The following is a 12,805-nucleotide window of genomic DNA, read 5'->3' as shown; positions in this document are numbered from 1 at the left end:
GTGGGAAATCGAAAATACTGACAATTTTAGTGTAAAAGTTTATGATTTAAAACAAAAATTGAACCAAATTTCATTTTTGCCCAACATTCATAGTAAAATATGCCTTTTTGTGAAAAATGACAATAAAAAGGCATATTTATCCACAATTCCACTTGCTAATAAAATTGGAAACGTTGATGCACCAAGGTTTTTGCTCGCGAAATCGCCCTGTGGATAAACTGTGGATAGTGTGTTTTTGTAAAAGTATATCTTGTGGGGAATATTTGTTCTCACACTAAATATAGACTGACTTGTGGATATGTGGATACTTTTTGTGGATAAAACATGTGTATAAGTGATATTTTCTTGTGGAAAAGAAATTTGTGTGCGAATTTAGGTCAAAAGCAGGTATCGAATAAATTTTATGGTATGATAAATAAAGTAAATGTTTTTGAGGTGTTCCATGAAAATTCAAATTATCACAGTAGGAAAATTAAAAGAGAAATATTTAGTACAAGGGATTCAAGAATATTTAAAGCGTTTAGCACCATATGCGAATGTGAGTATTGTAGAGGTAATAGACGAGAAGGCACCAGAAGTACTAAGTAGTGCGGAAATGTTACAAGTGAAGGAAAAAGAGGCAGAACGAATTTTAGCAAAAATTTCTGCGGATACTTATGTTTTTGCCTTAGCCATTAACGGTAAGCAAAAAACAAGCGAGGAATTTGCAAACGGACTTAGTCACCTTATGACATATGGAAAAAGTAAAATGGCATTTGTCATTGGAGGGTCACTTGGTTTAAGTGAAAGTGTTCTAAAACGCGCAGATGAACAAATTTCATTTGGAAAATTGACGCTGCCACATCAGCTTATGCGTTTAGTTTTAGTAGAGCAAATTTATCGCGCTTTTAAAATTATGCGCGGGGAGCCGTATCATAAATAACAGCAAAGGAGAACAGTATGAAAAAAATGGGCATCATGATTATTGTAGGCGTTTTAATTGTTTGTGGGGGATTAGGCGCTCTTGCGTATTGGAATCTTTGGCCATTTCAAGGTGAAAAAATTGCGGGGGTACCGAACGGAGCTTTAGTCAAAAAAGAAGAAGAAACAATTGATACACTTGATCTTCTTTTGGCGGCTAGCGGAAAGGTCGCGTTTAATACGGAGGGGAAAAGTGTTCGTGTTTACCTTGATGTGTATGAAAAAGTGGAGCGTGTGAGCCACCAAAAAGTTGTGGAAATCTTGCATGATGAAAAAAGTTCGATAAACGGGGAACTTGTTTGGGGTGCAGTTGGGCTTGATATTGCCAAGCCAGAAGAGATTCGTGTTAAACTGCTCGCAAACGGGGCGGGAACACAAGAAACCGTGCCACTATCTGCAGAATTATTCCATAAATTTGAACATGCTGGTTATACTACAGAACCTTTTCAGAATGAAAAAATAGTGCCCGGCAAACGCTATGTTTTGCAGTACTGGGGTTTTTCAGAAAAAGGCTTACGAATTACGGATGACTTATTCCGTGAAGAGTCGCTTAGCAGTATAGATCAGTCGGTTATTTTATATATGACGTTTAAGTAAAAAGCACTGGGGCGCTGCCCCAGTGCTTTTTGTTATAAATTATCCCGCTGTGATTTTTTTGGTCTGATAAATAGGCCTAGTCGTTCTCGTTCTTTTGAAAGTGAAATATAAAGTGAAATCATCATGAGGATGATGATAATTGAAAACGGGAACGCGACAATAATCGCTGCGTTTTGTAGTCCTTGTAAGCCGCCAGAAAATAGAAGCGTACTTGCAATACCGGCTTGTAGAATGCCCCATACTAATTTAATTTGGAAACTTGGATTCAAAGAGCCATTTGTCGTTTGGATGCCAAGCACAAATGTTGCTGAATCCGCCGAAGTGACGAAGAAAACAGCGATGAGGATAATCGCGATAATGGATAAAATCGAACCAAGTGGCAACTCATGTAGAACCCCAAATAAAACTTGTTCTGTCGGTAATTTCTGCAAGTTGGGCACTACTGTCCGCTGAATATTAATTGCAGTTCCGCCAAATACTGCAAACCAAAGTGCGCTAACAATGGTTGGTAGCAAGATGACGCCCATTAGAAACTCGCGAATTGTACGCCCTTTTGAAATGCGAGCGATGAAAAAGCCAACAAAAGGTGACCAGGACATCCACCACGCCCAGTAAAAGATTGTCCAGCTATTAATCCACTCACGTCCTGCTGGATTGCCCGGCTCCGTGCGGAAACTCATTTGAACAAAATTTTGTAAATATTCCCCAAACCCATTCATAAACTCATTTAAAATCTTAACCGTCGGACCTAAAAAGAGCGTTAGCACAAGAAGTAGAGCCGCAATATAAAGATTGAGATTGCTTAAGATTTGGATGCCTTTGTTTAAACCGCTAGCCGCGGAAAGCATGAATAGGATAGTCACAATGATGATAATAATCATTTGAATGGTGAAATTAATCGGAATATCGAAAAGATAGGCAAGTCCGCCATTAATTTGTTGGGCGCCGAGACCAAGGGTAGTCGCCACCCCAATGACTGTCGCGAAAACGGCGATGATGTCTACGATATGCCCAATCGTTCCTGACGACCGGTTACCTAGGATAGGGTAGAGGGTTGCGCTAATCAAACCCGGTGCTTTCTTCCTGAATTTGAAATAAGCAAGTGCAAGTGCTACGACCGCATAGATGGCCCATGCAGAAATTCCCCAGTGGAAGAACGTATAGCGGAGCGACTGTTGCAAAGCGATTTGTGTTTCAACGTCGCCGCTTGGTGAGCTGATTGCAAAATGAGAAAGCGGTTCGGCTGCACCCCAGAAAACGAGACCAATTCCCATCCCTGCGCTAAAAAGCATGGCAAACCATGATAAATTACTGTAATCAGGTTTCTCGCCGGGCTTCCCTAAGCGGATAGCGCCAATTGGACTTAAAATCAAGAAAATACAAAACGCCACGATGATGGCAACAACAAGTAAGTAATACCAACCAAAAGTGCTCGTTAAAAATTGCTGAATATTGGCTGTTGCTTGTTCAAAACCTTGCGGAAAAAATACGCCGAGTAAAACAGCGAGAAGGATAATTATAACTGAACTCCAAAAAACCATCCCAATTTTTTTCATAAAATCCTCCTTTTCGTCTTACTATCCATTTATTATACCTTTTTTATGAGTGAAAAACTAATCTTCGAGAGTTGAAAGCTCCATTTGCCGTTGTAATCGATGTTTTAATAAGTGAATAAAAGCACTTGGTGCAGTCACTCGCAGCATAGGTCCAAAAGAAAGAATTTGAATGAGCAACTCACTTTCAACTTGTGCAGGATAAGAAATCGCGAGCTGATAAGTCTCATCGTCAAGTTGTTTTGTGACTTTTTGGTAGCTAGCAAAGTGGAGCATAGCTCGCTCTAATGCATTCCTCTGATTATAAAGTGTGCAATGAATCGTTTTTGTGGCAGGCTCTGAGGCAAATGGTTTACATGAACTCTCCTCTTTTAAAACAGCTGAAAGAATCTGCTGCATATTTAAAGTATAGTCTGTATTATTTTGAACCAATCGAGCTTGAAGGCGAAACCGATTATTTTTTTGAGAAAACTCTAGAATTTGTGGGTTAAAAACACCAGTTAAAAGTCTTTTTTGAGACTGCTCATATTCTAAATAAACGTGTTTATTCGTTTGAATAGCCTCTAAGATTACCTTAAAGCATTTAATATAATTCGAATCGGTGTAGATATCGCCATCAGCGAATTGATCAAAATAAAAAATATCGCTTCCAGAAAATAAAGGTGTTACGTCTTCCAAATGATTTTGCCACTTTGCTTGTTCTTCAGAGGATAAAAATAAAGCGATACGTGAATCATTTAAAATGGTTTTTAAAAATCGCCTTTCAAATTCCCGATAAACAGGCTGAATGGCAGGAATTATAGGTATAAAAGCGTCATTCTCTTTACGAAGCAAATCCCAATTTCCTTCAAGAAGCAATTGCGGTTCAAGATGGAGAAGCGTTTCTTTATAGCCTGAATTTTGTATTATCTCTCGGATTTCTTCAGCAGCAAGTGGTCGATTTTGGCTTAAGATTTGATTAACAATAAAATAATAGGTGCCATAAATTTCGCTGAAAATCGGCATTATTACTCCCCCTCCTCGTAAAAAGCATTCATTTCAGCCACTTCTTGAAAGAAGGCTTTCACGAAACCACGTGTGCTCGCTTCCATTTTTACAATTCGCCCGATAAAGGTTCGTAAAAAAGGTTTAATACTCGTCAAATCAAATAGTTCAATCTCAAATTCAAACAGATGAGGGGCAATTTTCTTGAGCTTTCCAGAACGCCCCTCTCGTCTTATCCGAGAAATGAGGTATTTATCACGATTTTCATCAATTTGAAGTTGCATCAACAATTTTTCCTTCTTGAAATTTCCCGTTGTGTTATTCCAAATATAGGGCCGGCAACTATCAAATTCAGCGATAAGATGATCAAATTCCTCTGAAACATCTAACTGTTTTATAGAAGCAATATGCTCTAAGCGAAAAGTAGTGAAAAAACGACTCTCCTGTATTCGCCCAATAACATAACGCCGCCCGGTTTGCGAGCTGACTAATAATTTTATTGGCAAAAAAGGTTTTGAAATAGCATTTTTATGACCGAAGCGGTGGACTTCAACATACTTTTTCAATTGAATGGCAGAAAGTAAATCAAATGCAATTTGTTCGTCCAAAGTATGAACGGGATAAAAATGTTTAAATTGAAACGGTGAGGCGGGGACAAATTGTTGCACGTTTAAAATATATGCGCCTAGTACCCCAATTGGTAATACTTCTTTGAAAAATTGAATCGCTGTTAAAAATTCATTTGAAAGCTTAGGAAAATCAGCAAGTGAATAATAGTTCACTTTTTTTTGCTTCGTTTGCTCGAAAATTCCTAGTGCAACATATTCAGATAGTTTTTTTCGTACAGTTCCTTCCTCAACTAGCTTTTCAGCATCAAGCACGCCTAAAATTTCTTGTAAGTTTTTGGCGCCGAGTGAGAGCGTGTGAATGAGCATGAAATGCAAGAAAATATCATTCTTCGTAAAGGATTTAGCTTTCCAAATAGAGAAAAAAGGGTTTTCGCTTAAAGAACTTGCATTAATTGCTAAGCGGACGACTTTTTTTGCACCATTAGTTTCGGTTTCGATATGATGATGGAGGTAGCTTTCGATGCGGCGACGTTCGGTGTCATAGCTACGAATACTTTTTTGTCCAAATTCTGCGCGAGTTTTAAACCCGTAGATGTAGAAATCACGTGCATAAGTTCGCACAGTATTCATGTTTTTGATTAGTTCTTGGAATTCTTTCGCCATAAAAATTTTCTCCTCTCTATATCAAGGGTAACATTGCGCACCTTTTTTTAAAAGATAAAATGATGACTTTTTTCTATACTAAAGATATCGATAAATAAAGGAGTGCAAGAATATGTTTGTCAACTATGAAAAAAATGCGGACAGAAAACCTATTAAAATATGGCTTGAAAGCACATCTGATATTGAGGTGGGCTGTTTAAAACAAGCGAAAGAAGTTGCAAGTTTGCCTTTTGTGTTTAAGTGGCTTGCGTTAATGCCAGATACGCATTTTGGGAAGGGAATGCCGATTGGCGGGGTTTTGGCAACTAAAGATGTGATTGTGCCCTATGCGGTTGGGATGGATATTGGTTGCGGGATGTGCTTTATTGAAACAAACATTTTGGCGCGTGATGCGCGTGAAATTATGCCACTGCTCGTTAAAAAAACGCTTGAAAAAATTCCAGTTGGTAAAGGAAAACATAGTGAGAAGCAAAATTCTATGCAACTAGACGGGGCTTTAGATATGGCGTATTACGGGGCACTGCCAAATGTGCAGGAAACTATTGAATATGCCTACTATCAAATTGGGACTCTTGGCGGTGGGAATCACTTTATTGAATTCCAGGAAGATGAGAAAGGCTATTTATGCATTATGCTTCATTCGGGGAGCCGACATTTAGGAGCCGCAATTTGCACGCATTTTGATAAAATTGCGCAAGCGGAAAATCAAAAATGGTACAGCAATTTACCAGCAGAAAATGCCCTTTCCTTCTTACCAATTGATTCCGAAGAGGGGCGTGCTTATATCGAATGGATGAATTTTGCGCTTGATTATGCGTATTTAAACCGTGAAACGATGTTAAACAGAACGATGGAAATCACACGTGAAATTGTGCAACAAGAATTAAATCAAACGATTGAATTTAATGGGCGCATTAATTGCCATCATAATTATGCCTCGCTTGAAACACATTACGGCGAAGAAGTTTACGTCCACCGTAAAGGTGCGACAAGTGCTAGAAAAGGAGAACTTGGCATTATTCCAGGCGCAATGGGTTCAAAAAGCTACATCACAATGGGTTTAGGTAATAAAGAAAGCTTCCACTCGTCTTCACACGGAGCAGGACGAAATTATTCCAGAACAAAAGCAAAAGAAAATTTCCCTGCAAAAGAAGTGCTTGCTGACCTTGAAAACCAACATGTTACGCTTGGAAAAAACAATTTGAAGGATGTAGCAGAAGAAAGCCGTTACGCCTATAAAGACATTGACCAAGTTATGGAAAATCAAAAAGACCTTGTTACAGTTGTGAAAACACTGCATACACTGGGTGTTGTAAAAGGTTAAACACATACTCATGCTGGCTCCGAATAGACTTCCTTCTTATCCAATTAGTCTAATCCATTTCCAGCAAGAAAATTTGGAGGCTCTTGGCAAACTTCCTTCTATCATTGGGATTAGTTTGCCTCTTTTCCTCCGTATAAAAAGGAGAAACACCATGTATGAATTAACCATTCGACGTCAAAACGGAATTTATTTACCGCAAATGAAAAATAAGGAAAGAACCACAAAAAGAATAGAGAAATTTTTAACGAAGGCGGCTCAATTAGGTTATTCTTTTTCAGTACCGCTTGTAGAACGCCTTTCTGATGCATACTTAGATGAGATTTTAGCGGCCATGTATGAACTAAAGGGCGTGAAAGATCACAAAGCATTTCATAAAAATTTTCCGAAACAAGTGAATGAGATGAGTCATTTTGAGCTATATGGGAAAGCAATTTTGCATTATGTTACGAAGGGCTCCTATTCGCCAAACGATGAAGCATTAAAACGAGCAGCTTTAAAAGGGGAATTTGAATTACAAGAAATTAAATGTTTAAGTGAATCAGATATGATTATGCTTACGAATCGATTAATTCACAGTAAAGAAGCATTTAGTGAGCATGACAAAGCTGATTTAGAAATTTTACTTAAAAATTTTGGTGACAAAGCTCAATTTAAAAATGTGACGCAAAAAGAAAATTTGGCTTTTTTAATTAAAATATGTTTTGAATATCAGCTAGAAGTGGCAGAATTGTTAGTAGAAATAAAAACTGCGACAGATGTTCTTCGTTTGGCGGTAAGCTTTTCAGGTGGAGATACTTCACTTGCTGAGACAACGCGCTTTGTTACCTTCAAAAGACCAGTTCGCCGTTTAATGTTAGAAAAGCTCAATCAAATGGCGAATTTAAAAGAGGATATGCGTCGCCATAAACGCGCATTTATTCGTCTTGGTGAAAAATTGCATCCGTCTGAATATCGAAATGCCTATCCAGATGCCGCTATAGGATTTGACGCCATCCGAAATAATGAAAAAATCATCACATTTAATCGTCAAGTGGAGTGCGCTATTTCTGAATCTAATTTAGGAGAAGTCATAACGCTTTTAAAATCACGCCCAGGTGAATTTGCGCGGCGCCTTGATTATTTGCTTAGAAATTTTCCGGGAGAAGTAGAACAAAAACAATTATTCCATGCGTTTAGACAAGTGGCCGTCCAAGTTTCTACGCCCATTTTACTCAATATGCAAAGCCATTTTGAAAGTCGTATGAATAATCAAACGGCGCGAATTTTTTTCCCAAAAGGTCAAAAAGCAAAAGTTTTTGTAACAGCGGAAACGCGTGCGAAAATCGAAGTGCAAACGGCGGAGAGGGCCATTCAAATTTGTGACGAGGCTTTAACTGCGCAATTTGCGCAAAAAGAATATTTAGGAAAAGTGTTTGTTGATGAGGAGTTAAAAAACTATACAGTCCCATTTGCGAATCGCTCTGTGAACAAAAGTTTGCAACAGTTTGCTCGTGGCTCAAGAATCAAACTGAATTTTCAGGATCACCCCATTTTGAGACTCTTTATCTACTGGAAAGGTGACATGGTAGATATCGATTCGTCAGTGATGCTTTTTGATGAAAACTATAATCAAGTGTCTTATTGCTCTTATTATATGTTGCGAGATGAAGCGCTAACGATGACGCATAGCGGCGATATTACTTCTGCACCAAATGGCGCATCGGAGTTCATTGATATTCAGTTGAAAAAGGCACTTGGAATTGAAGCGAGATACGCGGCTATATCGATTAATAGCTATTCAGGAATTCCGTATTCTGAACTGGAAGAATGTTTTGTTGGTTTGATGAACCGAGCGGATAGTCAGTCGGGTGAAATTTTCGAACCTAAAACGGTGTCGCAAAAATTTGACTTAGCATCTACACAAAAGATAGTGATGCCGTTTATTGTTGATTTGAAAGAGCAAGAACTCATTTGGTGTGATCTAGGCATGGGGCATGAAGCGGGTGCACCGAACAATATCCATATGCATTTAACGGGCATTGAGGCAATCACTTATGCGATGACGACACTTAAAAAACCCACACTCTATAGTTTGTTTTGCTTGCATGGTAAAGCACGGGGCGAACTCGTTTTAAACCGAAATGAAGCCGACTTTATTTTTGGAGCTCGCGGAGATGTGGAAGCAAATGATATGGAAAAAATTACGGGAGAATATATCTAGTAGTGGCAAAATGTCTAGTTGATGCTAGATTAATTTTGCTATACTAAAAAGAAAAAGGAGACTATCATGGCGATAATTCAATTGGGAAGTGCGAACCCGGCGTTTTCATTTTTGATTAAAAAAAATCCCGCTTCTGGAATGGTTTTTCGAGGCATTCGAAAAGGCGTTGCAACTGGCTGGTTTAGCGCGGAAGGGAAATATCAAGTTTTTTTTCAAGATGCACAAAACACGATTTCTTTTAAAGGTAAAAATGAACCGGACTTTGATTACTTAAATTTATCCAAATATACAAGCCCATTTGCTTACTTGCAGATGATAAATGAGTTTTTTAAAAGTGTCTATACGAAAGAAAATGTTCAAGATGAATTTGGCTTTAAAAATCAAATTGTATTTTCAATGATTTTTGTACAAAAAGAACATTATTTACGATTTTTCAGCCAGCATTTTGGAAATTATAATTTTACGATGAAGAAAAAAGCGGAAAAATATTATGAGGTGGCAATTGAAACTGAGGAGCCGCTTGTGAACTTGTTAAAACTCGCTAATATGTTTTGCTTGTTCCTAGCTATGAATAGTAAAGAAGTTATCCAAGTAGAGGATGATTTGATTCAAAAATATCTTCAATTTCTCATCGATTTGGATGTACCGTATTTTATTCGTTACTTATTTGCGCAAAATTTCCTGTTTCGCCCAAAAACGTTTCAAAAGTTTAAAAAGCAATTGGAGCAAACAGAGAAATATGATATTCAGTTACAATTTGGTGGCACACACTTGCAGCGCCGTAATGCCATTTTAGCACAGCTTGATTTCTCCAATTCTATTGTGGATATTGGTTGCGGGGAAGGCTTTTATGCGATTCCTTTTGCTAAAAAAATTCCGGATACAAAATTTTATTATGCTATTGATATTGGCGAGAAATTACTTCTGCATGTTGAAAAAAGGGCTGTTCGTGAGGAAATTAAAAATATTGGAACATATAGCTCATTTGAACATTTTTTGGAAAATGCTCCGTCTGAAAAAGTGGATGTTTTGCTTACGGAAGTAATTGAGCATATGCCGTTACATCAGGCAACGCAATTGGTGAAGCGCATTTTAGACACGACGGATTTCGGGCGATTTATTGTGACAACGCCTAATCGGGATTTTAATTCGTTTTATGAACTGGAGGATGCGTTTCGCCATACGGATCATAAATTCGAAAGTTCAGCTGAAGAGTTTCAAGATTGGCTTAGCGAAATTGTTGGGCGATCAAACCGTTTTGGCGTAGATTTTTTCCAAATAGGGGATAAAGTGGACGGGATTAGTACGTCCTGCGGTGCGATTATTTACAGAAAAGAGGTGGAATAGATGAATTTTACAACGAATTTACACACGATTTTTTTAATGATTGGACCGAGCGAGTGCGGTAAAACAACCTTTGCAAAGGAATTTTTAATACCGGCTCTCCGCAAGAATGCGCCTGAAAAAAACTATTTTATGAACATTTGCTATCTATCTTCGGATGAAATTCGCCAAGATTTGCTAGGGCATGCGCATGACAAATATGCGAAAGTAATGCTTGAGAGCAGTGAACAAGCTTTTTCTCTTTTGGCTGAAAAGCTGAAACTTGCGACATCATTTCCGATTCAATCCGATTTTGTTGTTATTGATTCAACGGGACTTGCCGATATATTTCGTGAGCAAATTCGAAAAATTGCCGCTGAAAATCATTACAATGTGGAAGTAATCCTTTTTGATTATAAGGATCGAGCGGATTATTTTCGAACGGAGCGGAGTAAGGCAATTATTTCGAATCATATTACGCGTTTGCGGCGTGAGGTGCTGCCTGTTTTACGGCGTGAAAATTATTGTGCGGTTCACCGGGTGAGGTTTCCGGTGCGCGAACTAGATGTAGCGATTTCAAATTATGAGGAAATGCTTGGCACGCTTCTTCCACCAGATGAGACATACACGTTTATTGGGGATGTTCACGAGTGTAAAGCAAGTCTTATTGCGCTGTTAAAAAAATATAATTTTATGTTTGATGCGGATGAATTGGTAGTCCAAAAACCAAGTCACGAATTTATTTTGCTTGGAGATTTTATTGATAAGGGGAAGAATACACGTGAAATGGTTGAATTTCTTTATAAAAATAAAACACATTTTCGTTTTGTTTTAGGCAATCATGAAAATTTTGTTCACAAATATATTGAAAAGAAAATTCAAGGTGCGGATGAAACGCTTGTAAGAGACTATTTTGATTCGATTCCAGTGCTTTCTTCAGATGCGACGCTTTACGCGAAGTTTGTTGAACTTGTTTCACAGGCACAGCCGTTTTACCGCGTCATTGGGAAAGGACAACCGAGCTTTTATGCCACTCATGCGCCTTGTAAAACGAAATTTCTTGGAAAGCTCGATGACGAATCAAAACGGCAGATGAGAAACTTCCGTTTATTCCGAGATGAAGATATTGAAAAGCAGTTGTCGTTTTTGGCAGGTGAAGCAAAATCGATTTATCCGTATCACTTTTTTGGGCATATTGCTGCAAATCAAGCTTTTCGTGTGAAAAATAATATTCATGTTGATACGGGGTGTGTACAGGGCGGACTTCTGACAGGGGTAACGCTGAACCATCGCTTATCGTATCAATCGGTGCAAAGTGATAACGCTACGGGAGAAAAGCTACCTACTTTATTTAAACGCAAAAAACAAGTGGTGGAAGCTGAATTATCTACGGCGGATGCGAAGCGTTTAGCGTACGTGATTGAGGAAAAGATCAACTTTATTTCAGGGACGATTGCGCCTGCCGAAAGTGATGTGGAGAAAAATGAACTTGAATCTTTAGACAAAGCGCTTGATTATTTCCGTGCTAAAAACTGTTATGAACTTACATTACAGCCCAAATATATGGGCTCCCGTTGTAATATTTATTTGCATAAAAATAGCAAAAAAAGCTATGCAGTTAGTCGTAATGGTTTTAAAATTCGCGATGAACGTCTAAACGATTTGTTCGCTACACTAAAGGCGCGTTTTAATGACATTTTCACAAAAAACGATTTAGCTTGGCTCATTTTAGATGGCGAACTCATGCCGTGGCACATTCTTGGTCAAGGCTTGATTGATGAAAAATATACACCAATTAGTGTTGCACAACATACTGAGCTAGATATTTTGACTGAAACGGGCTACGATGCGGCATTCCAGATGATGATGCAAAAAATGGATGCCACTGATTTTGAACATGACCAAGTAAAAATGAGTAAAAAAAATCTCATTGAAAAATACGGAAGTAATGATTATCAAACGTTCAAACATGCCTTAATTTTAAAAAATAATTATGTAGCAACTGATAAATTAAAAAAAGCTGCAGAAAAATTTGATGAGCAATTAAATTTATATGGCTCACCTGAAGAAATGACTTTCAAGCCATTTTCTATTTTAAAGATGGTCCAAAATGATGGTACCGAAAAACGATGGACAGGAAAAACATCCGAAATGTATGCCTTACTATCAGACGACGATTTTGTCACCATTGATCTTCGAAGTGAGGACGCCTCACAAATGGCAAGAAACTACTTTAAAACCATTACTTTTGACCAAAAAATGGAAGGTATTGTCATAAAGCCAGAAAAACCAGTGAAAAATGTCGCCCCTGCAGTGAAAGTGCGAAATGAAGACTATTTACACTTAATCTACGGCTACGACTACCATTTTGAAAGGAAATATGAGAAACTAATCCGCAACAAAAAAGTGAGGCAGAAACTTCGAGCATCCATTTCGGAATATGAGTATGGAGAGCAAATGCTCGACGTACCACTCGCAGAAATTTCGAGTCAAAATGATACGTATAAAACAGCAGCAATTAACATGCTGTTTGAAACGATGAAAGAAGCGGAGATTGATCCGCGGTTGTAGGTTGGATTTTTCGAAATCTTGATGGAAGAGATATAATTTTATCCAGTAAAAATAAAAAATA

The 12,805-nt window shown here is 38.1% G+C and carries 9 protein-coding genes; 6 read left to right on the top strand and 3 right to left on the bottom strand.

Annotated features, from left to right (window positions below; translation table 11 throughout):
- Positions 1–442: 442 nt before the first annotated feature.
- Positions 443–922, top strand: coding sequence for a 23S rRNA (pseudouridine(1915)-N(3))-methyltransferase RlmH (gene rlmH, locus R8923_RS11875; protein WP_485872969.1), 480 nt, complete (start codon positions 443–445; stop codon positions 920–922).
- Between the two features lie 17 nt (positions 923–939).
- The gene (locus R8923_RS11870; RefSeq protein ID WP_485872968.1) at positions 940–1,557 is read left to right on the top strand and encodes a hypothetical protein; all 618 of its coding nucleotides are present in this window, start codon (positions 940–942) and stop codon (positions 1,555–1,557) included.
- A gap of 32 nt (positions 1,558–1,589) precedes the next feature.
- On the opposite strand, the gene R8923_RS11865 is transcribed toward R8923_RS11870, so the two are convergent.
- Genes R8923_RS11865 through R8923_RS11855 form a run of 3 tightly spaced genes read right to left on the bottom strand, consistent with a single transcriptional unit; the run spans position 1,590 to position 5,326 of the window.
- Positions 1,590–3,113, bottom strand: coding sequence for a glycine betaine uptake BCCT transporter (locus R8923_RS11865; RefSeq protein WP_485872967.1), 1,524 nt, complete (start codon positions 3,111–3,113; stop codon positions 1,590–1,592).
- A gap of 57 nt (positions 3,114–3,170) precedes the next feature.
- Complete coding sequence (locus R8923_RS11860; protein ID WP_485872966.1) at positions 3,171–4,115, bottom strand: WYL domain-containing protein; 945 nt, start codon at positions 4,113–4,115, stop codon at positions 3,171–3,173.
- Positions 4,116–4,117: 2 nt separating this feature from the next.
- The gene (locus tag R8923_RS11855; RefSeq protein ID WP_485872965.1) at positions 4,118–5,326 is read right to left on the bottom strand and encodes a WYL domain-containing transcriptional factor; all 1,209 of its coding nucleotides are present in this window, start codon (positions 5,324–5,326) and stop codon (positions 4,118–4,120) included.
- 112 nt (positions 5,327–5,438) lie between these two features.
- Here R8923_RS11855 and R8923_RS11850 point away from each other — a divergent pair, with 112 nt between their 5' ends.
- From R8923_RS11850 to R8923_RS11835, 4 genes are all read left to right on the top strand, one after another.
- On the top strand, positions 5,439–6,650 hold the full coding sequence (locus tag R8923_RS11850; protein ID WP_485872964.1) for an RtcB family protein: 1,212 nt from the start codon (positions 5,439–5,441) through the stop codon (positions 6,648–6,650).
- Positions 6,651–6,801: 151 nt separating this feature from the next.
- Positions 6,802–8,850 carry a TerD family protein gene (locus R8923_RS11845; RefSeq protein WP_485872963.1) on the top strand — a complete coding sequence of 683 codons (2,049 nt, stop codon included), beginning with the start codon at positions 6,802–6,804 and terminating at the stop codon, positions 8,848–8,850.
- A 66-nt stretch (positions 8,851–8,916) separates the two neighbouring features.
- Entirely contained in the window at positions 8,917–10,197 is a 1,281-nt protein-coding gene (locus R8923_RS11840) for a methyltransferase domain-containing protein (RefSeq protein ID WP_485872962.1), read from the top strand.
- On the top strand, positions 10,198–12,744 hold the full coding sequence (locus R8923_RS11835; protein ID WP_485872961.1) for a metallophosphoesterase: 2,547 nt from the start codon (positions 10,198–10,200) through the stop codon (positions 12,742–12,744).
- Positions 12,745–12,805 lie beyond the last annotated feature (61 nt).

Origin of the sequence: Listeria tempestatis (assembly GCF_963575625.1) — a bacterium.
In the GTDB taxonomy this organism is placed as follows: Bacteria; Bacillota; Bacilli; order Lactobacillales; family Listeriaceae; genus Listeria; species Listeria tempestatis.
This window is presented reverse-complemented; position numbering and strand designations above follow the sequence as displayed.